18 protein-coding genes, 1 pseudogene and 3 riboswitches are annotated in these 19,041 nt (G+C 71.5%); of the genes and pseudogenes, 12 read left to right on the top strand and 7 right to left on the bottom strand.

Annotation, left to right across the window (positions count from 1 at the left end):
- Positions 1–44: 44 nt before the first annotated feature.
- Complete coding sequence (locus ABH940_RS08935; RefSeq protein WP_370072336.1) at positions 45–650, top strand: hemerythrin domain-containing protein; 606 nt, start codon at positions 45–47, stop codon at positions 648–650.
- On the opposite strand, the gene ABH940_RS08930 is transcribed toward ABH940_RS08935, so the two are convergent.
- Both ABH940_RS08930 and ABH940_RS08925 read right to left on the bottom strand, forming a co-directional pair.
- Positions 610–1,737: a DUF2637 domain-containing protein gene (locus tag ABH940_RS08930; RefSeq protein ID WP_370105003.1), complete on the bottom strand. Its 1,128-nt coding sequence runs from the start codon at positions 1,735–1,737 to the stop codon at positions 610–612. The genes ABH940_RS08935 and ABH940_RS08930 overlap by 41 nt on opposite strands.
- Positions 1,738–1,833: 96 nt before the next feature.
- Positions 1,834–2,619 carry an SDR family oxidoreductase gene (locus ABH940_RS08925; protein WP_370072338.1) on the bottom strand — a complete coding sequence of 262 codons (786 nt, stop codon included), beginning with the start codon at positions 2,617–2,619 and terminating at the stop codon, positions 1,834–1,836.
- 218 nt (positions 2,620–2,837) lie between these two features.
- On the opposite strand from ABH940_RS08925, the gene ABH940_RS08920 reads away from it, so the two are divergent.
- Positions 2,838–3,968: a site-2 protease family protein gene (locus tag ABH940_RS08920; RefSeq protein WP_370105002.1), complete on the top strand. Its 1,131-nt coding sequence runs from the start codon at positions 2,838–2,840 to the stop codon at positions 3,966–3,968.
- A gap of 12 nt (positions 3,969–3,980) precedes the next feature.
- On the opposite strand, the gene ABH940_RS08915 is transcribed toward ABH940_RS08920, so the two are convergent.
- Entirely contained in the window at positions 3,981–4,238 is a 258-nt protein-coding gene (locus ABH940_RS08915; RefSeq protein ID WP_370072340.1) for a hypothetical protein, read from the bottom strand.
- A gap of 251 nt (positions 4,239–4,489) precedes the next feature.
- Between ABH940_RS08915 and ABH940_RS08910 the strand changes: the two genes are divergently transcribed.
- From ABH940_RS08910 to ABH940_RS08895, 4 genes are read left to right on the top strand one after another with little or no spacing between them, the layout of a single operon-like run.
- A complete protein-coding gene (locus tag ABH940_RS08910) occupies positions 4,490–5,452 on the top strand; it encodes a metal ABC transporter solute-binding protein, Zn/Mn family (RefSeq protein WP_370072341.1) in 963 nt (320 codons plus the stop codon).
- Between the two features lie 19 nt (positions 5,453–5,471).
- A complete protein-coding gene (locus ABH940_RS08905) occupies positions 5,472–6,401 on the top strand; it encodes a metal ABC transporter ATP-binding protein (protein ID WP_370072342.1) in 930 nt (309 codons plus the stop codon).
- Between the two features lies 1 nt (position 6,402).
- Positions 6,403–7,308, top strand: a complete 906-nt coding sequence (locus ABH940_RS08900) for a metal ABC transporter permease (RefSeq protein WP_370072343.1) — start codon at positions 6,403–6,405, stop codon at positions 7,306–7,308.
- The gene (locus tag ABH940_RS08895) at positions 7,305–8,177 is read left to right on the top strand and encodes a metal ABC transporter permease (RefSeq protein ID WP_370105001.1); all 873 of its coding nucleotides are present in this window, start codon (positions 7,305–7,307) and stop codon (positions 8,175–8,177) included. The genes ABH940_RS08900 and ABH940_RS08895 overlap by 4 nt, the downstream gene beginning before the upstream one ends.
- A gap of 12 nt (positions 8,178–8,189) precedes the next feature.
- Here the strand turns inward: ABH940_RS08895 and ABH940_RS08890 are convergent, their stop codons facing one another.
- From ABH940_RS08890 to ABH940_RS08880, 3 genes are all read right to left on the bottom strand, one after another.
- On the bottom strand, positions 8,190–8,975 hold the full coding sequence (locus tag ABH940_RS08890; RefSeq protein ID WP_370105000.1) for a hypothetical protein: 786 nt from the start codon (positions 8,973–8,975) through the stop codon (positions 8,190–8,192).
- Positions 8,976–9,072: 97 nt separating this feature from the next.
- Positions 9,073–9,468 (bottom strand): helix-turn-helix domain-containing protein, encoded by a 396-nt coding sequence (locus tag ABH940_RS08885; protein ID WP_370104999.1) that lies wholly within the window; start codon positions 9,466–9,468, stop codon positions 9,073–9,075.
- Between the two features lie 28 nt (positions 9,469–9,496).
- Positions 9,497–9,832 (bottom strand): hypothetical protein, encoded by a 336-nt coding sequence (locus ABH940_RS08880; RefSeq protein ID WP_370072347.1) that lies wholly within the window; start codon positions 9,830–9,832, stop codon positions 9,497–9,499.
- Positions 9,833–10,234: 402 nt separating this feature from the next.
- Positions 10,235–10,413, bottom strand: a riboswitch (M-box (ykoK) riboswitch).
- Positions 10,414–10,626: 213 nt separating this feature from the next.
- A riboswitch (M-box (ykoK) riboswitch) is annotated at positions 10,627–10,806 on the top strand.
- 381 nt (positions 10,807–11,187) lie between these two features.
- Here ABH940_RS08880 and ABH940_RS08875 point away from each other — a divergent pair.
- A complete protein-coding gene (locus ABH940_RS08875) occupies positions 11,188–11,913 on the top strand; it encodes an MgtC/SapB family protein (RefSeq protein WP_370104998.1) in 726 nt (241 codons plus the stop codon).
- Between the two features lie 145 nt (positions 11,914–12,058).
- On the opposite strand, the pseudogene ABH940_RS08870 reads toward ABH940_RS08875, so the two are convergent.
- A pseudogene (locus tag ABH940_RS08870) lies at positions 12,059–13,497 on the bottom strand (uracil-xanthine permease family protein).
- A gap of 302 nt (positions 13,498–13,799) precedes the next feature.
- Between ABH940_RS08870 and ABH940_RS08865 the strand changes: the two are divergent.
- The 5 genes from ABH940_RS08865 (at position 13,800) to ABH940_RS08845 (ending at position 19,010) form a co-directional block, all read left to right on the top strand.
- Complete coding sequence (locus ABH940_RS08865; RefSeq protein ID WP_370072350.1) at positions 13,800–15,158, top strand: sensor histidine kinase; 1,359 nt, start codon at positions 13,800–13,802, stop codon at positions 15,156–15,158.
- Positions 15,155–15,844 carry a response regulator gene (locus ABH940_RS08860; protein ID WP_370072351.1) on the top strand — a complete coding sequence of 230 codons (690 nt, stop codon included), beginning with the start codon at positions 15,155–15,157 and terminating at the stop codon, positions 15,842–15,844. The genes ABH940_RS08865 and ABH940_RS08860 overlap by 4 nt, the downstream gene beginning before the upstream one ends.
- 206 nt (positions 15,845–16,050) lie before the next feature.
- Positions 16,051–16,181: riboswitch (FMN riboswitch) on the top strand.
- A 181-nt stretch (positions 16,182–16,362) separates the two neighbouring features.
- Positions 16,363–17,028 carry a riboflavin synthase gene (locus ABH940_RS08855; RefSeq protein ID WP_370072352.1) on the top strand — a complete coding sequence of 222 codons (666 nt, stop codon included), beginning with the start codon at positions 16,363–16,365 and terminating at the stop codon, positions 17,026–17,028.
- Between the two features lie 6 nt (positions 17,029–17,034).
- Positions 17,035–17,712 carry a nicotinamide riboside transporter PnuC gene (locus tag ABH940_RS08850; protein ID WP_370104997.1) on the top strand — a complete coding sequence of 226 codons (678 nt, stop codon included), beginning with the start codon at positions 17,035–17,037 and terminating at the stop codon, positions 17,710–17,712.
- A complete protein-coding gene (locus tag ABH940_RS08845) occupies positions 17,709–19,010 on the top strand; it encodes a bifunctional 3,4-dihydroxy-2-butanone-4-phosphate synthase/GTP cyclohydrolase II (RefSeq protein WP_370104995.1) in 1,302 nt (433 codons plus the stop codon). Before ABH940_RS08850 ends, ABH940_RS08845 begins: the two co-directional genes overlap by 4 nt.
- The last annotated feature ends 31 nt before the right edge of the window (positions 19,011–19,041 follow it).

Raw genomic sequence — 19,041 nt, 5'->3', positions numbered from 1 at the left:
GTAAGGGAGAGGCGGGGGACCTCTTTCGACCGGAGGTGCTTCTGATGGGTATCGAGACCGACATCGGACGCGACCGCGCCCGAGGCGATCTGATCGACGGACTGATCGCCGACCACGAGGAAATCACCCGGACCTTCAGCGCTTTCCTGGGCGTCGGCTTCGGCCACCCGGAGCGCAAGGAGATCGCCGACCAGGCCACCCGGCAGATCGTGGCGCACGACGCCATCGAGGAGGCCCTGGTCTACCCGATGATCCGCGAACGGGCCGAGGGCGGTAGCGCCCTGGCCGTCCCGTGCCTCGGCGCGCACGCCCAGACGGACGTGCTGTTGCGCCGGATCCGGCTGCTCGACGCGCACGCGCCCGGCTTCGACCGGCTGATGGGAGTGCTGGGCACGCACGTCACCGGGCACATGCACTGGGAGGAGGCGCAGATCTTCCCGCTGCTGCGGGCCACGCTCGACCAGCAGGAACTGGACCACCTCGGCGACCGGGCCCGCGAGATGCGCCGCCACCCGCTGCTGGAACCGGCCCCGCACCCCGGCGTCGAGCCACCGCCGGACGACTACCGGCCGCCGGAGCGCACCACGACCGGCAAGCTCCGCTACCTCTTCACTCCTGCGGGAGGCTGGGACCGGATGCGTCCGCACTGACCGCACGGACGGCACTGACCCCTGCGGTGGCGAGTTGCTGCGCGGGCGGGGCCGGTTGAGCCTGCTGCGCAGCGGTCCAGCGCGCCTGGAACGACGGCAGGAGGCGGAGCAGGTAGCCGACGCGTAGCGGTTCGCCGGTACGGCCCTTGATGTCGTGCTGCTCGAAGAGCCAGGTGGACAGCTGCTCGGCGTTCGGGTGGGCGCCGTGCTGCTGGGTGTACTCGTCGAAGCCCTGCTGGTACTGCTCGATGGCCGTGCCCGCGCCGAACACGGTCGGCGTGGACGGGACGGTCAGGGGGGCCGATTCGGGCTGCTCTGCGGCGGTCTCGGCCTCCACGGCCGCGGCCTCGGCTGGCGCGGGCGCAGCCGGGAGCGCGGGGCGGACCGGGGGAGCCGGCGTGGGATCGGGCTCGATCCGGGCGACCTCCAGCTCGAACGCCGGGAGCGGCTCGCCCAGGTTGGCCAGCCTGAGCAGCAGGATCTGGTCGACCGGGGCCTTCTGCCGCCAGAACAGGCCGTAGCGCGAGCGCAGCCGGGCCCGGAAGACCAGTCGGCGGCGCTCCATCTCCAGCGCCTCCTGGTAGTTGCGCAGCTCCCACAGCTGGCGGCGGCGCCAGAGCCGGAAGGTGGCGACGGGGGCGAAGAACCAACGGCCCAGCCGCGTCCCCTCCATGAACTGGTCGGCCTCGATCTGGGCCATCCGCCCGACCATGTGGCGCGCCGCCTCGATCGCCGCGACGAACAGCAGCGGGACCACCGCGTGCATGCTCGTCGCCAGCGGATTCGGCCACGCCGAGGCGGCGTTGAAGACGATGGTGGCCGCCGTCAGCAGCCACGCCAGCTGCCGCAGCAGCGCCAGCGGGATCCGCATCCAGGTCAGCAGCAGGTCCAGCGCCAGGAAGACGGTGATGCCGACGTCGATGCCGATCGGCAGCACGTAGGCGAACCAGCCGAAGCCGTTGCGCTGGGCCAGCCGCATCACCGCGTCGTACGAGCCGACGAAGCCGATCGTCGCGATCACCAGCGTGCCGGTGACCACGACGAGCGCCAGCCTCCTTTGCCCACGCAGCAGTTGGCGGCGTTCCATGTCCCGTCCCCTTGGAAGTGCTCGGTTGTCCATTGTGCCGCTGTGCCGTGGCGTGCAGTGCCGTACCGTGCCGTGCAGTGCTGGTCGGTCAGTCGCTCAGACCGTGGTGCCGATGCCGCCGTCGACCGGGATGACCGCGCCGGTGACGTAGGAACCCGCCCGGCTGGACAGGTAGACGGCGACCCCGGCCATGTCGTCCGGGCGGCCGATCCGGCGCAGCGGCGCGGCCTGGGCGATCGCCTCGCCGAAGGTCTCCAGCGTCGCCGCCATCATCTTGGACTCGAACGGGCCCGGAGCGATCGCGTTGACGGTGATGCCCTGCGGCCCGAGCTCCTTCGCAAGCACGCGGGTCAGGTGGTGCAGCCCGGCCTTGCTGGCCGCGTAGGAGTAGGCGGGGAGCGGGCTGACGTGCAGGCCGTCGATGGAGCCGACGTTGATGACGCGGGCGGGGTCGCCCTGGTCCGGGTCCTCGTGAGAGGCGGCGGCGCGCAGCAGCGGGAGCAGGGCCTGGGTGAGCAGGAACGGGCTGCGCAGGTTCAGGTCCATGACCTTGTCCCAGCCGCTGACCGGGAACTCGTCCAGCGGCGCGCCCCAGGTCGCGCCCGCGTTGTTGACCAGGATGTGCAGCCGCTCCTCGCGGGAGGCGAGCTCCTCGGCGAGGCGGCGGCACTCGTCCGCCTGCGCCAGGTCGGCCGGGAGCGCCACGGCCTCGCCGTACTGGGCGAGTTCCTTGACCGCGGCCTCGCAGGCCTCCGCCTTGCGCGAGCTGACGTAGACCTTCGCGCCCGCCTGGACCAGTCCGCGCGCGATCATCAGGCCGATGCCCCGGGTACCTCCGGTGACCAGGGCGGTCTTTCCGGCGACGGAGAAGAGATCGTTCACGGCGGGCTCCGAAAGTCTCTGGGGCAACGGGGACTGCTGCGGCGTGGGTGCGGGCGTGCGGGTGGGCGTGGGCGTGGGGTGATCTTGCGCGGCCCCAACCTAGAGGGTCTCGGCGCGGTGTGCCAGGTGCGCCCGGGACCACGCCCCCGAGCCCGGTTTGAGCGCGTCCCCCGGGCGCAGAATCCCAGGGGAGGGTGTAGGGAAGGGAGGCGGCGGCCATGAACGGTTCCGTGCCCCTGGGCAGGCTCTTCGGGATCCCGCTGCGGGTCCACTGGAGCGCGCCGCTGCTCGTCGTCCTGCTGACCTTCGGCCTGGCCGGGAACGTCCTCCCCGCCTGGGTGCCGGGACGCTCCTCCGGCGTCTACCTGCTCGGCGGCCTGGTCGGGGCGCTGCTGCTGATCGCCAGCCTGGTGCTGCACGAGGTCGCCCACGGCGTGGTCGCCCGACGGGCCGGGACGCGGGTCGACGACATGACCGTCTGGGGCCTCGGCGGCGTGACCCGGATCGGACGGTTGCACGGCCCCGGCCGGGAGCTGCTGGTCGCGCTCGCCGGCCCGGTGGTCAGCCTGCTCCTCGCGGCGGCCACCTGGGGCGCGGGGCTGCTGGCCCTGAACGTCCTGGACTGGGACGTCCCGGCGGCGGTGCTGATCTGGACCGGTGTCGTCAACCTGCTGGTCGCCGTCTTCAACCTGCTGCCCGGTGCCCCGCTGGACGGCGGCCGGGTGCTGCAGGCGGCACTCTGGTGGCGCGGCGGTGACCGGGACCGGGCCGAGCGGCAGGCCGGTCGGTGTGGTCAAGTGCTGGGCGCGGCACTGGTGCTGGGCGGCTGGATCGTGCTGCTGCGCACCGCGACCGGCTCGGCGGGCGTGTGGCTGCTGCTGGTAGGGGCGTTTCTCATGGTGGCCGCCTCGGCCGAGGTCCGGCACGCGGCGCTGGCGGCGTCCGCGCGTGGCGTCCGGGTCGGCGAGGCGATGACCACGCCCGCGTTCACCCGCCCCGACTGGTCCACGGTCGACCGCGTCTTCGAGGAGAGCACCACCTGGCGCAGCCTCGGTGCGGTCCCAGTCGTGGACCTGAACGGTTATCCGAGCGGTGTGGTCCGCTGGCGCACGCTGCTCGGCATCCCGCCGGGTCGGCGCGGTGACGTGCGGCTGCGGGACGTCGCGGTCCCGGTCTCGACCTGGGCGACGGCGGCGACCCAGGACGATCTGCTGGACGCGCTCGACGACAGCCGCGGACGGCTTCCGCTGCTCGTCCTGGACGGCGGCCTCCTGGTCGGCACCGTCACCACGCTCGACCTGGCCCGGCTGGTCCGGGGCGGACGGTTCGTCCCCGGGACGCAGACCTGAGCGGCCTGCTGGTTACAGCTGGAAGTGCATGGACATCCGGCAGTGGCCGGTGAGGGCGAACACCTCGTCCTCTTCGTCATCTGTGCCGCTCACCGTGCCGCTCACCGGGCCGACGACGGGCTGCGTGGCGGTCTGTGAGGCGGTCTGCACGAAGGAGGTCCCGGCCCGCGCGTCGGCGGCGGGGAATGCTGGGTACGCCGGGGTCGCCAGGTTGCCGAGGGCCGACAGGCTGTCGCGGGTGTCGTCGAGGACCATCACTGGATGAGTCATGGCACCAGTTCACCCCCGTCCGGGCCCGCGTGGGGCGGTCCTTGACGCGTTCCGAGCGCTACGGCGGCAGACCCTGATGCGGCCTTGGCGCGGCCCGGCGGGCCAAGCGGCGAGCCCGGCGTGTGCCACTCGGACGGGTGACGGCGGGAACGGTTTTCATCTCACACCCATTCGGGCTACGATGAAAACCGTTTCCAAGTTAACCTGAAGACGTCGCCGCACCGCCGTCCCAGCCCAGGGGGTCCCTCATCATGCCCGCGCCCGCCACCTTCCGCCGTCGTACCACCAAGCTGGCGCTGGGTGCAGGAGCGGTCGCGCTGGTGGCCTCGGTCAGCGCCTGCGCGACCACCGCACCCGCCGGGACCAACGCGGGGTCCTCGGGCGCCTCCGGCGGCAAGGTGATCCAGGTCGCCGCGGCCGAGAACTTCTGGGGCAGCATCGCCACCCAGCTCGGCGGCTCGCACGTGCATGTGACCAGCATCATCACCAACCCGAACACGGACCCGCACTCCTACGAGCCCACCGCCTCCGACGCCCGCACCGTCACCACGGCGCAGCTGGCCATCGTCAACGGCATCGGCTACGACGCGTGGGCGGACAAGCTGCTGGCCACCAACCCGGGCACGGGCCGCGCGGAGCTCAACGTCGGCGACCTCGTCGGGATCAAGCCGGGCGGCAACCCGCACCGCTGGTACTCGCCGGACAACGTCAAGCAGGTCATCGCCGCGATCACCGACGAGTACAAGAAGCTCGACCCGGCCGACGCCGCCTACTTCGACGCGCAGCAGCAGACCTTCGAGACGCAGACCCTCGCCCAGTACAACCAGCTGATCGCGCAGATCAAGCAGAAGTACGCGGGCACGCCGATCGGGGCGTCCGAGTCGATCGTCACGCCGCTCGCCGAGGGCCTCGGGCTGAAGATGATGACGCCGGAGACCTTCCTGGACGCGATGAGCGAGGGCACCGACCCGACCGCCGCGGACAAGGCGCTGATCGACCAGCAGATCAAGAACAAGCAGATCAAGGTCTACGTCTACAACAGCCAGAACTCGACCCCGGATGTGGTCGCGCAGGTCAACCTGGCCAAGTCCGAGGGCATTCCGGTCGCCCAGGTGACCGAGACCCTGGCCCCTGCGAACGACACGTTCCAGCAGTGGCAGGTCGCCGAGCTCCAGGGCCTGGAGCAGGCTCTCCACCAGGCCACCGGGAAGTGACGCCATGAATCCTCCCCCCGTGAGCGCACCCGCTGACGCAGCACCGGCCGAAGCACCGGCCGTCGAGAAGGCCACCCCGACGCCCACCGAAGCCGCGGCGCCCGTCGTCGGCCTCAGGGGCGCCGCCGTGCGCGTGGGCGGGCGGACGCTGTGGTCCGGCGTCGACCTCGAGGTGCAGGCGGGCGAGTTCGTCGCCGTCCTCGGGCCCAACGGCGTCGGCAAGTCCACGCTGGTCAAGGTGCTGCTCGGCGTCGTGCCCGCCGCCGAGGGCGAGATACGCGTGCTCGGCCGTCGGCCCGGCGAGGCGGGCAGCCGCGTCGGCTACCTGCCGCAGCGCCGCAGCTTCGACCCGAGCCTGCGGATCCGTGGCGTCGACATCGTCCGGATGGGCCTGGACGGCGACCGCTGGGGCATACCCCTGCCCTGGGCGCGCAACCGGCATGCCGCGCGCGAGCGGGTCCGTGAGGTGATCGAGCTGGTCGGCGCGAGCGCGTACGCGCACCGCCCGATCGGGCAGTGCTCCGGCGGTGAGCAGCAGCGGCTGCTGATCGCGCAGGCCCTCGTCCGCAAGCCCGAAGTGCTGCTGCTGGACGAGCCGTTGGACAGCCTGGACCTTCCCAACCAGAGCGCCGTCGCCGCGCTGATCGGCCGGATCTGCCACCAGGAGCAGGTCGCCGTGGTCATGGTCGCGCACGACGTCAACCCGATCCTGCACCACCTGGACCGGGTCGTGTACATCGCCGAGGGCGGCGCCGTCAGCGGCCGGCCCACCGAGGTGATCACCTCCGAGACGCTGACCCGCCTCTACCGCACCCCGGTCGAGGTCCTCTCCACCCAGGACGGCCGCCTCGTCGTCGTCGGACAGCCCGAGGGCACCGGCGCACACGCCGGAGTGCACGGAGCACGGGCAGACGCGAGCGCCGGAGCACCCGCCGGAGCGGGTGGCTGAGATGGGATCCGCTCCTCCGTTCTCCTGGAACCTGCTCTACGACTTCCAGGTCATGTGGTCGTACCCGTTCATGCTCAACGCCTTCCGCGCGGGTGCGATCGTCGCCGTCGTCGCGGGCGTCGTCGGCTGGTACGTCGTGCTGCGGCGGCAGACCTTCGCCGCGCACACCCTGTCCGTCGTCGCCTTTCCCGGCGCGGCGTTCGCGACGCTGGCCGGATTCGCGCTCAGCCTCGGCTACTTCGGCTTCTGCATCGCCGCCGCGCTGGTGCTGGCCATGCTCCGACGCAACCGCGGGGGTCAGCCCGGCGACTCGGAGGAGTCGGCGGCGACCGGCACCGTCCAAGCCTTCCTGCTGGCCTGCGGATACCTCTTCATGGCGCTCTACAAGGGCCTGTTGGAGGGCCCGCAGGCGTTGCTCTTCGGCAACTTCACCGGCATCACCACCGGTCAGGTGACGACGCTGGCCGTCGCCGGCGTCGTGGTGCTGGGCGTGCTCGCGGTGATCGGCCGCCCGCTGCTCTTCGCCTCCGTCGACCCGCAGGTCGCCGCCGCGCGCGGGGTGCCGGTGCGGGCGCTGTCGGTGGCGTTCCTGGTGCTGCTCGGTGCCGCGACCGCCGAGGCCGCGCAGATCACCGGCGCGTTGCTGGTCTTCGCGCTGATGGTGTTGCCCGCCGCGACGGCCCAGGTGCTCACCGCCCGGCCGGGGTTGAGCCTGCTGCTCACCGTCGTCATCGGCTTCGGCGTGACCTGGCTGGGTCTGTTCGCGGGCTGGTACTGGAACTACCCGCTCGGCTTCTTCGTCACCACGTTCGCGTTCGCGCTCTTCCTGCTCGCCCACGGCGTGCGGGCGTTGGCCGCGGCCGCCGAGCGGCGACGCGCGGTCCCGACCCTGGCAGGTGCGGCATGACGGCCCCGACCATGTCCCTCGCGGTCTCCGCGTGGACCCAGCCGTTCTTCCAGCACGCGCTGCTGGCGGGCACGTTCATCGCACTGGCGGCGGGGCTGGTCGGCTTCTTCCTGGTGCTGCGCGCTCAGGTCTTCACCGGGGACGCGCTGAGCCATGTCGCCTTCACCGGCGCGATGGCCGCACTCGCCGCCGGATACGACCTGCGGCTCGGCCTCTTCGTCGCCTGCGTCCTGGTCGGTCTGCTGCTCGGCGGTATCGGCCGCCGCGGCAAGGCGGACGACGTGGTGATCGGCAGCGCCTTCGCCTGGATCCTGGGCCTCGGCTCGTTCTTCCTCACCCTCTACACCACCTCGGCCAGCGGCATGGGGAACGGCGGCGCGGGCACCTCGGTGCTCTTCGGCTCGATCTTCGGCCTGGACGGCGGCCAGACGACGGTCGCGGTCGTGATCGCGCTCGTGGTGACGGCGCTGGTACTGCTGATCGCCCGGCCGCTGCTCTTCGCGACGCTGGATGAGAACGTCGCCGCCGCGCGTGGAGTCCCGGTCAAGGCGCTGGGGTTGGGCTTCCTGGCCCTGGTCGGCCTGACGGCCGGCGAGGCGACCCAGGCCGTCGGTTCGCTGCTGCTGCTCGGCCTGCTGGCCGCCCCCGCGGGCGCGGCGCTGCGGATGACGCAGCGGCCCTTCGTCGGCCTTGCGCTGGCGGGCGGTCTGGCGGTCGCGGAGATGTGGGCCGGTCTGGCCGCCGCCGCGTGGATCCCGCAGTGCCCGCCCAGCTTCGGCATCATGGCGGCGGCGACCCTCGTCTACGCCGCGACCTACCTGCCCCGCCCGGCCGGTCGGGGCGCGCGGACGGCTGAGGCAGCCGCGTAGCGAACGCGCAGGTCAGATCCAGCCGAGAGCGACCAGCGCGCCGATCACCAGCAGCGTGACCGCCGTCAGCATGTTGGCGCGCTTGTCGATCCACGGTGCCGTCAGCAGCCGCGCCCCGAGCGCGGCGGCGACGGTCAGGCCGACGATGGTGCCGACGGTCACCAGAGTGAAGACCAGCAGCGAGCCGATCGCCGCCGTCGCCCCCAGCGCTCCTGCGGCCAGGAAGACCGGAAGGATCGTCAGATCCGGCGAGGCGGCAGCCCCGAAGGGGATCAGCAGCCCGGCCAGCCCGCGCGGGCTGCGCTGTGGGTGGCTGTGCTCGTGTTCCGCTTTCGGTCGGTCCAGAACCGCCGTGGTGCCGACGGCGTGGGTGTGGCGGCCGTCGTGGTCGTGTTCGTGGTCGGGGGCGTGCCCGTGGTCGTGCGTGTGTCCGTGTCCGCGTCCGTGACCCTGGCTGTGCCCGCCGTCGCCGTCGTGGCTGTGGCCGTGGCCCTTGCCCAGCAGGTCCAGGACGAGGAAGACCGCGCCCGTCACCAGCAGCACGCCCCCGACGACGAGGTCGGTGTGGCGGGCGACCGTCGTGCGGAACTGGAGCCCGACGACCACCAGCACCGCGCCGAGCAGCAGCGAGACGAGGACGTGCGTCAGCGCGGCGGCGAGCGACAGCCGGACGACTCGCCCGGTGCGGTAGCGCCTCGTGCGGGAGAGGACGGCGAGCGGCAGCCAGTGGTCCGGCATGACGGCGTGGCCGAAGCCGACGCCACCGGCCGCGAGCAGCAGGGCAGGAAGCGTGTTCACAGGACCACGGTACACACTCATCTTCGCATCCGTGAAGATGAGAAGACAGATGCCCGAGCCTTCTACCTGCAACAACGTCGCAGTTGCGCCGCCGCGGCTACGGCGCGGGGTCGTACTTGTACCCCACGCCGCGCACGGTGGCCAGCATCCACCGGTACGGATCGCCCAGTTTCCGGCGCAGCCGGGCGACATGGACGTCGACGGTCCGGCCGTCGCCGACGTCCGGCTGCTCCCAGACGAGTTCCAGCAGCTGGGTGCGCGAGAAGACCAGCTCCGCGTTGACGACCAGATGGGCCAGCAGGTCGAACTCACGCCGGGTCAGGTCCAGGGGCCGCCCGCCGGCGGCGGCCCGGCGGCGCCGCCCGTCGACCTCGATGCGTGGCGGGACCGCCACCGGGACCGGTGGCCTGCGGCCGGCCGAAGGCAGGCGGGTCGGCGGGATGGCAGCGGACAGCTCGCGGTGCTGGTGTGCGCGCTGATAGGTGACCGTCACGGGGGGTCCTTCCGGGTAGGTGATGGGCTCAGCGGCGTGCGACGGCGTTGCGCGGGCCGCGTGGGCCGTGGCGCTCCGCTCGGGCGCAGATCGCGCGGGCGGCGGAGAGCGGCAGGTCGAGGTGGGGCGCGAGCCACTCCGGGCGGTGGCCCTGGGCGGCCAGGATGTACGCGGCGTGGACCCGCGCGTCGTAGGCCACCTCGGCGGAGGTGGTCGCGGCGAAGTCGTGCGGGTCGAGCAGGTAGACGCGCTCGACGCCGTCGTGGAGGGCGAGGCGCAGTGTCCCGTACGCGGTCGAAGGCTCGGCGGCGGTGGTATGCAGCGCGGTGACGGTGGCCTGGGCGAGCGACGCCTCGGCGGACACGGCGGGAGGCCCTGATGTGCCGGAGTCGGCCGAGCGCGCCGCGCACTACGTCGTGCAGTACGTCGTGCGGGCGACGGCCGGACGTCTGCGGGGTGGTGTGCGGGCTGGTGTGCGGGGTGTGCGGGCGAAAGGACATCACGGTCATGACGAAGAGGCTCCTTCTGGGCAGGCGTGCCCGCGCCACGACGCCGTCGACGGCGTGGCGGACGGCGCGGGCGTGCGGTCAGCGGTGAACGCGGGCCGGACCAGGCTCGGCGGGATGGCCGGGCAGGGGTCGGCCCGGACATGGACTCGGACTGTCGTCCATGACTTCGCCTCCTTCCGGCCGTGGTGCGCGTGGCACCGATGCGACGCGGCAAGGAGCGGACCGGCTGTGAGAGACCGCGACAGGACGCGGTAGCCGGAACACCCCAACTCGTCAGAGCTTTGGCACTCCACGGCGTGATCCCAAGTGCGCTGACTGGGAAGCCACTTGGCCTCAACCCTTAGGTCGGGAGGAGGTGTCCTGATCCGGAGCGTCTCTCGACGGGTGGGATCAGTGGCCTGTGTCCGTGAAGACGCCTCACCGAACGAGGTGCCCTCTTCGTTTCAACGCCCTCAGCATAGATCAGTGATTCGGTGGTGAAGCAAGTTCCCGGATTCTTTGACGTGTTGTTGTCGCCGTTGTCCGGTGACTTCTGTGGCTGACGGGAATTCATTCCTCCGTCCACCTGCGACCGATGTGCAACTGCCGGAGCGGCTGATTGTTACGTGCCGGGTTGACTTTCCCCCGCGTGGGTCGGTTCACTTCTCCTGCGACACCTCGTTCGGTGAGGCGTCTGCACGGATACAGGCCACTGACCCGACGACGTCGAGAGACGCCCAGGGTCAGGACACCTCTTCCCGGCTTAAGGGTTGAGGCCAAGTGGCTTCCCGCCCGACCGATGGGCGGGACACGCCGTGCAGTGCCGAAGCTCTTACGTGGGAGGTGTCGGTGTTCCGCACGGGAGTGCGCTGACCTGGGGAGGTGGGGCCTGATGAAACCTGGCAGTAGTCCGCATCCGCGCTCGACCGGTCCCGCAGCAGGCGGTTCCTGACACACGGGTACGCACACGCATGGCCTGATCCGGTGATTTCGCCGTTCCGGCCACGGGTGTGAATTTGTGCTGCCCGCATTCGGTCCGAGGAATTTCCCGATCCTTCCGCCAGGTCCGCTTTTCGTCTGCCCACGTGACGGGGGGGGAGACGTCCCGCCGACGTGCCGACGTCTGGAGTTCCCCAGCAGGACGGCTCCGACCACGCATACTCGGCCCGACCACGCAAACGAACCACCTAACACGAGCCACCGAACACGAACCACCGAAGGAGTCCGGGCTGTGCAGTCCCTGACCACCGCCGAATTCCTGATCCGTCTCGGCACCGGCGTCGGCTGCGGCGCACTGATCGGCGTCGAACGACAGTGGCGCGCCCGGATGGCCGGGCTGCGCACCAACGCGCTGGTCGCCACCGGCGCGACGCTGTTCGTCCTCTACAGCGTCGCGGCCGGGGACACCAGCAGCCCCACCCGCGTCGCGTCCTACGTCGTGTCCGGCATCGGCTTCCTCGGCGGTGGCGTGATCCTGCGCGACAGCGGCGGCGTGCGCGGGCTCAACACCGCTGCCACGCTGTGGTGCTCGGCGGCCGTCGGAGTGCTGGCGGCGTCCGGGCGGCTCCAGTTGGCGCTGGTCGGGACGTTCGCCGTACTCGCCGTCCACCTGGTGCTCCGCCCGGCCGGGCGGCTGCTGGACCGGGCGCCTTCGGCCGGGTCCGACCCGGACACCAGCAGCCGGGTGACCGTGCACCTGCGCTGCAGCCGTCGCAACGAGTCGCACATCCGCGCCCTGCTGTTGCAGGCACTCACCGGCGCCGGTCTCACTCCCGCCGGGCTGCGTGCCACCCGGGAGGGCGAGGACGTGGCCAGCCTCCGCGCGACCGTCACCGTCGAGGGGGATGCGGGCAAGGCGCTGGAGCCGGCCGTCACCCGGCTTTCCCTGGAACCGGGCGTGCTGGACCTGCACTGGCATCTGGAGGAGGAGGCCAACGGCGAGTCCGCCCTCGCCTGACGACCGCTCAGCCCGCACGCCCCTGCCCACACCCCGGCCACCGAGAGGCGGTGCCACCGTGCCGATCCCACGACGCCGGATCAACGGCGAAGTCGCCGCCGCAGCCCGGTTGCTGACACGAGGTGGGTGAGCGAAAGCCTTCAGGTCAGTCCGTGGCCGAGCCCGAACCGGTCTGACCCTCCGTCGGCTGCGTCCCGTCGGCCTCGGCCTGTCCGGCCTGTCCGGCCTGTCCGGCCTGTCCCGCCGTCGCGGCCTGCCGCATGGCGGCCGGAGCCAGCGGGCGCAGCGCGTGGTAGCCGAAGAGGACCACGATCGTGCCCAGGGCGATGCCACCGAGCGAGAAGCTGCTGCTGATCTTCATAGTGACGCCGCCCGCGCCGATGATGATCCCGGCCGCGCAGGGGATCAGGTTGATTGGGTTGGTCAGGTCCACCTTGTTGCGGATCCAGATCTGCGCGCCGAGCAGCCGATCATGCCGTAGAGGACGACCGTGATGCCGCCCAGCACCCCGCCGGGGATCGCCGTGATGATCGCGCCGAACTTCGGGCAGAGGCCGAACAGCAAGGCGAAGACCGCCGCGCACCAGTAGGCGGCCGTGGAGTAGACGCGGGTGGCCGCCATCACGCCGATGTTCTCGGCGTAGGTGGTGGTGGCCCCGCCGCCGACCGCCGTGGAGAGGACCGTCGCGATGCCGTCAGCGGCGATCGCGTCGCCCATCCTGTCGTCCAGGTCCGCGCCGGTCATCTCGCTGACCGCCTTGACGTGACCGGTGTTCTCCGCGATCAGCGCGATGACGACCGGCAGCGCGACCACGATCGCCGACCCGCTGAACGTCGGTCCGTGGAAGTGCGGCAGGCCGACCCAGCGGGCGTGGCCGACGCCGGAGAGGTTGAGCCGCCAGTGGTCGGTGACCTTGCCGCTGCCGTCCGGCGAGTAGATCTTGCCGAGCGTGCGGTCCAACACCCAGGAGAACGCGTAGCCGAAGACCAGCCCCAGGAAGATCGCGATACGGGACCAGAAGCCGCGCAGCGCCACCAGCGCGAAGCCGGTCGCCGCCATCGTGGCCAGCGCCACCCACTGGTCCTGCGGCCAGTACGTGCCGGCGGTCACCGGCGCGAGGTTGAAGCCGATCAGCATGACCACCGCGCCGGTCACCGCGGGCGGCAGTACCACGTGGATGATCCGGGCCCCGCCCGCCTTCACCACCAGCCCGAACACGGCCAGCACCAGACCGGTCACCAGCAGCGCGCCGGTGATCGCCGACGTCGAGCCGCCCTGCAGCCTGATCGTCGTCGCCGCGCCTACGAAGGAGAGGCTGCTGCCGAGGTAGCTCGGGATCCGGCCGCGGGTCAGCAGCAGGAAGAGGATGGTCGCGACGCCCGACATCATCACGGTGAGGTTCGGGTCCAGGCCCATCAGCAGCGGCGCGACGTAGCAGGCGCCGATCATCGACGCGACGTGCTGCGCGCCCAGGCCGATGGTCCGGCCCCAGCTCAGCCGCTCCCACGGCTTGACGACCTCGCCGGTCTCGATGTGCCGGCCGTCGCCGTGCAGTTCCCAGCCGCCGAGGCCCCGGCCACTCACGCCTGTTCCTTCGCGCTTCGCTTCGGCTCCGCTCCGCTGCGACTCAGCTCGCCGCTCATGGCTGTTCCTTCGCGCTTCGCTTCGGCTCCGCTCCGCTGCGACTCAGCTCGCCGCTCATCGGCTCTCCACATCGTCGCGGTTCTGTTCGCGTGACAGCAGTCGTGTTCGAGGGTGTTGGGGTGGAAATCCCCGTAAGCCGTCCAAACCGGACCAGGTTATACGAGGTGGCACGTAGGTTCGGCCCAGGTGATCGGTACCACGGCATGACGGTCCATGACCGCTTTGCCTCTACCGTTGAAGCCATGGACCTGCTCCGCCGCATCCGCCTCTTCGCGCGTGCCCATCCCTACTGGATGGACACGCTGCTGGCGTTCGGGCTCTACGGGCTCACCCTCGTCTGGCGCGACGGCGGCCCGACCAAGAGCTGGTCCGAGATCGACCCCTCCGAGGTGCTGGTCGTCGCCGGGTTCCTGGTCTACGCCCCGCTGGCGCTGCGTCGCCGCTATCCGGTGTCGGTGCTGGCGCTCACCGTGGCCGCGACCGTTGGGTACATGTTCGTCGGGCCCGTGCGTGGCCCGATCCTGGCCGGTGCCGGTCTCGGGATCTACACCGTCTGCTCCGTCGTCGAGCGTCGGCTCGCCCTCGCCATCGGCGGCATCGCGGTGCTCTCCGTCGGCATCGCGAGCATGGCGCTCTCTCCGGAGAAGTGGGACCAGGCCGTCAACGGCTACGCCTTCGCCTGGACCGCGATGACCGTCGCGATAGGCGAGGCGGTGCGCAGCCGTCGCGCCTTCGTCGCGGCGATAGAGGAGCGGGCCCGCCGCGCCGAGCACACCCGCGAGGAGGAGGCCCGCCGCCGTGTCGCCGAAGAACGGCTGCGGATCGCCCGCGAACTGCACGACATCGTCGGTCACCACATAGCGCTGATCAACATCCAGGCCGGGGTCGCCTCGACCGTGCTGGCCACCCAGCCCGACACCGCGCGCGAGGCGCTCGCCCAGGTCCGCGAGGCCGGGCGCGCCGCGCTTACCGAGCTCGGCGCGACCGTGGCCGTGCTGCGGCAGACCGGCGAGAACGACGAGAACTCCGTCAGCCCGCGCGAGCCCGCGCCGGGACTGGACCAGCTTCCGGCGTTGCTGGCCAAGTTCGAGAAGGCGGGCCTGCGGGTCGAACGGCATGTCGAGGGCGTGCCGCAGCCGCTTCCGGCCACCGTCGACCTGACCGCCTACCGGGTCGTCCAGGAGTCGCTGACCAATGTCGGCAAGCACGCCGGGAGCTCCTCGGCCGTGGTGCGGCTCGACTACCGGTCGCGCACGCTGCGCATCGAGGTCGAGGACGAGGGGCCCACGGGCGGCCCGTCCGAGCGCTCCGACCGCAGTGAGCGTCCCGAGCGGGGCGAGCGTGGTGACCGCGCCGCGCGCGGGGAGCCCCGCACGTCCGGCGGATACGGGATCATCGGCATGCGCGAGCGCGCGGCCACCGTGGGCGGCAGCTTCCGGGCCGGGCCGCGCCCGGACGGGGGGTTCCGCGTCGTGGTGGAGCTGCCCTACGAGCCGGGCGCAGGCTCCGCCACGCCCGCGCAGACAACGTCGCAGACGACCTCGCTGACCACCCCAGCGGCAGACGCCCCTGCCGTCGCCGGAATGACGGGAACCGCATGACCATCCGTGTGCTGCTCGCTGACGACCAGGTCCTGGTCAGGGCGGGCCTCAAGGTGCTTGTGGACTCCGCGCCCGACCTCACGGTCGTCGGCGAGGCCGCCACCGGGCACGAGGCGGTCGCGCTGGCCAAGAAGGCCCGCGCCGACGTCGTGCTGATGGACATCCGGATGCCGGAGATGGACGGCCTGGAGGCCACCGCCCGGATCATCGCCGACGAGGACCTGGCGGGTGTCCGGGTGCTGGTGCTGACCACCTTCGAGATAGACGACTACGTCTTCCAGGCGCTGCGTGCCGGGGCCAGCGGCTTCCTGGGCAAGGGTGCGGAGCCGGACGCGCTGCTCGACGCGATCCGGGTGGTCGCCCGGGGCGAGGCGCTGCTGACGCCCGCCGCGACCAAGGAGCTGATCTCCCGGTTCCTCTCCCAGCCCGACCGCACCAACCCGACGCCCGCGCCGACCAGTCTCTCGGCGCTGACCGACCGCGAACGCGAGATCGTCTCCCTGGTGGCCACCGGCCTGTCCAACGACGAGATCGGCGAGCAGCTCGCGGTCAGCCCGCTCACCGTCAAGACCCATGTCAGCCGCGCTCTCCTCAAGCTCGGCGCGCGCGACCGCGCGCAGCTGGTGGTCCTCGCTTACGAGAGCGGTCTGGTCCGGCCGAACACCGGCCAGCCCGCGGAGGAGTGACGAGGCGCAGCACCGAGCCGGCGCAGCACCGAGCCGGCGCAGGACCGAGTCGGCACAGCACGGAGTCGGCACAGCTCAGCAGGTCAGCGGCTCGGCGCGGATTCATTCCTGCTCCCGGCGGTGATCCATCCCACAGGCGCGGGCGGGTGACGGGTCTTGCGCCCTTGACACGGGTTCGTGGCAGACTGACTGCAGCAGTACGACGTTTGCGCACTCCGGGGTCGGTGTAATTCCGAACCGGCGGTTACAGTCCGCGACCCGGCCGCCTCCAGCGGTCGGTTGACCAGGTGAAATTCCTGGACCGACGGTGAAAGTCCGGATGGGAGGCAGTGCGCGGCGGACGTCGGGCTGCGGCGTCGTCGCAACGCGCGCATCCTCCCCGGATGCGTCCGGTTCGGCCCGTTCCGGGCTACCGGCAGGGCTCCGCGTCGTCCCGTGACCCGTGGATTGTCGTCCGTTGTCAGCTCCCGATACAGCCCCGGAGACCGCGCAGTAGGCGCGAGGTCACGGAGAGCTGAATGTTCACGGGAATCATCGAAGAGCTTGGCGAGGTCCTCTCGATCGAGGACCTGGGCGACTCCGCCCGTATCCGCCTGCGCGGCCCCCTCACCACCGCTGACGCCCACGAGGGCCAGTCCATCGCGGTGAACGGCGTCTGCCTGACCGTCCTCGACACCGACGCCGAACTGGCCGCCCAGCCGGGCGAGTTCAGTGCCGACGTGATGCGCGAGACGCTGGAGCGGTCCAGCCTGGCGGCCCTCGCCGTCGGCTCCCGGGTCAACCTGGAGCGGGCGATGGCCCTCGGCGCACGCCTGGGCGGACATCTGGTGCAGGGTCATGTCGACGGCACCGCCGAGCTGCTCTCCCGCGCTCCCGGCGACGCCGGCGCGGACGGCAGCCCGCAGTGGGAGGTGCTGCGCTTCAGCCTCCCGGCCCACCTCTCCCGGTACCTGGTCGAGAAGGGCTCGATCACCGTCGACGGCATCAGCCTGACGGTGGTGGAGGCGGCCCGCGACTCGTTCACGGTCAGCCTGATCCCGGCCACGCTCGCCCACACCACGCTGGGCCGCAAGGGGATCGGCGAGCCGGTCAACCTCGAGGTCGACGTCATCGCCAAGTACGTCGAGCGGATGCTCACCGACCGCGCGTTCCAGCTCGGCGACATCGCGACGTCGGAGGTCTGACGGACCATGAGCGGCTTGGTCAACGACCTCAACAGCACGGCGTTCAGCCTGTTCGGGCAGCACATCAAGTGGTCGGACATGGTGGGCAACCTGCTCGGCCTCGGCGCCCTCGCGCTGGGCTGGCGACGCTCGATGCTCACCTGGCCCGTGCAGCTGCTTTCCGGCGTCGTGCTCTTCGCGGCCTTCGCGGCCGGGCACCTGAGCGGCAGCGCGGGCAAGCAGCTGATCGTGGTCGTCGTCTCGGTCTGGGGCTGGTACCGGTGGCAACGCGGTCGGGCCAAGGCCGGTGACGTCACCGTGCGCTTCGCGACCTGGGCCGAGCGTGGCGTACTGGTCGCGGGCACGGTCGTCGGCACGGTCGCACTGGCCGAGCTGTTCAATGCCTACCCGAGCCTGTCCTGGAGCCCCTGGCCCGACGCCTACATCTTCACCGGCACGCTTGCGGCCATGTACGCGCAGGCCCGTGGCTGGGTCGAGTTCTGGTTCGCCTGGCTCGCCGTCGACCTCGTCGGGGTGCCGCTCAACTTCACCAGCGGCTACGCCTTCTCCGGTTACGTCTACATCATCTACTTCGTCCTGGTGATCCTGGGTCTGCGCTCCTGGTGGCTGCGTACCCGCACCCCGCAGCTCGAACTCCCCACCCAGCAGGACCGCTCCGCGCACGCGGAAGGAGCCGTCGCATGACCGCCGTTCAGGAACTGGCCCAGCAGCACGGTGAGGTCTACGAGGACCTCACCCTCGACAGCATCGAGTTCGCCGTCGCCGAACTCGCCGCCGGGCGCGGCATCGTGGTCGTCGACGACGAGAACCGCGAGAACGAGGGCGACCTGGTCTTCGCAGCCGAGCTCGCTACGCCCGAGCTGGTCGCCTTCGCGATGCGCGAGTGCCGCGGCCTGCTCTGCGTGCCGATGACCGGCGAGGACCTGGACCGGTTGGAGCTGGACCAGATGGTCCAGCAGAACACCGAGTCGATGCGCACCGCCTTCACCGTCTCGGTGGACGCCAGGGAGGGCACCACCACCGGGATCTCCGCCGCCGACCGGGCGCTGACGATCCGTATGCTGGCCGACCCGGCCACCGTCCCCGGCGACTTCGTCCGCCCCGGCCACGTCTTCCCGCTGCGCGCCCGCGCGGGCGGCGTGCTGGAGCGCGACGGCCACACCGAGGCCGGGCCGGACCTGTGCCGCCTGGCCGGGCTGCGTCCGGCCGCCGCGATCTGCGAGATCGCCAACGACGACGGCACCATGGCCCGGCTGCCGGAGCTGGTCCCGTTCGCGCGCCGCCACGGCATGGCCATCGTCTCCATCGAGGACCTGATCGCCTACCGACGCCGCACCGAGGCGAGCGTCACCCGCGCGGCGACCACCTCGCTGCCGACCGAGCACGGCTCGTTCACCGCGCTCGGCTACCGCAGCGAGCCGGACGGCATCGAGCACATCGCCCTGGTCGCGGGCGGCCTGGGCCCGGACGGACGGTTGCCGGACGGCGAGGACGTGCTGGTCCGGGTCCACTCCGAGTGCCTGACCGGTGACGTCTTCGGCTCGCTGCGCTGCGACTGCGGGCCGCAGCTGGCCGCGTCGCTGACGCGGATAGCGCAGGAGGGTCGCGGCGTGGTCCTCTACCTGCGCGGTCACGAGGGCCGTGGCATCGGACTGCTGCACAAGCTGCGCGCCTACGAACTGCAGGAGGACGGCCGGGACACGGTCGACGCCAACCTGGAGTTGGGCCTGCCGGCCGACGCCCGCGACTACCGTGCCGCCGCGATGATCCTGACCGACCTCGGAGTCCGCTCCGTGCGGCTGCTGAGCAACAACCCCGACAAGCACGAGGCGCTGAGCGGTCACGGCGTCCAGGTGACGGACCGTGAGGCGGTACGCGTCGGCGTCGGCGAGCACAACCTGCGCTACCTGCTGACCAAGCGCGACCGGATGGGCCACGACCTGCCGTGGCTGGAAGAGCCCGTCCCGGCGCACAGCGCCTGACAGCGCCCGACGGCGCTCAGAGAACACCACC

The organism is Streptacidiphilus sp. BW17, assembly GCF_041262485.1.
In the GTDB taxonomy this organism is placed as follows: domain Bacteria; phylum Actinomycetota; class Actinomycetes; order Streptomycetales; family Streptomycetaceae; genus Streptacidiphilus.
This window is presented reverse-complemented; position numbering and strand designations above follow the sequence as displayed.

Coding starts and splice junctions, on each gene's coding strand:
- ABH940_RS08895 (WP_370105001.1), top strand. CDS start 7,305: ATGACGGCCCCGACCATGTCCCTCGCGGTCTCCGCGTGGACCCAGCCG.
- ABH940_RS08935 (WP_370072336.1), top strand. CDS start 45: ATGGGTATCGAGACCGACATCGGACGCGACCGCGCCCGAGGCGATCTG.
- ABH940_RS08920 (WP_370105002.1), top strand. CDS start 2,838: ATGAACGGTTCCGTGCCCCTGGGCAGGCTCTTCGGGATCCCGCTGCGG.
- ABH940_RS08860 (WP_370072351.1), top strand. CDS start 15,155: ATGACCATCCGTGTGCTGCTCGCTGACGACCAGGTCCTGGTCAGGGCG.
- ABH940_RS08855 (WP_370072352.1), top strand. CDS start 16,363: ATGTTCACGGGAATCATCGAAGAGCTTGGCGAGGTCCTCTCGATCGAG.
- ABH940_RS08865 (WP_370072350.1), top strand. CDS start 13,800: ATGGACCTGCTCCGCCGCATCCGCCTCTTCGCGCGTGCCCATCCCTAC.
- ABH940_RS08845 (WP_370104995.1), top strand. CDS start 17,709: ATGACCGCCGTTCAGGAACTGGCCCAGCAGCACGGTGAGGTCTACGAG.
- ABH940_RS08850 (WP_370104997.1), top strand. CDS start 17,035: ATGAGCGGCTTGGTCAACGACCTCAACAGCACGGCGTTCAGCCTGTTC.
- ABH940_RS08900 (WP_370072343.1), top strand. CDS start 6,403: ATGGGATCCGCTCCTCCGTTCTCCTGGAACCTGCTCTACGACTTCCAG.
- ABH940_RS08930 (WP_370105003.1), bottom strand. CDS start 1,737: ATGGAACGCCGCCAACTGCTGCGTGGGCAAAGGAGGCTGGCGCTCGTC.
- ABH940_RS08915 (WP_370072340.1), bottom strand. CDS start 4,238: ATGACTCATCCAGTGATGGTCCTCGACGACACCCGCGACAGCCTGTCG.
- ABH940_RS08910 (WP_370072341.1), top strand. CDS start 4,490: ATGCCCGCGCCCGCCACCTTCCGCCGTCGTACCACCAAGCTGGCGCTG.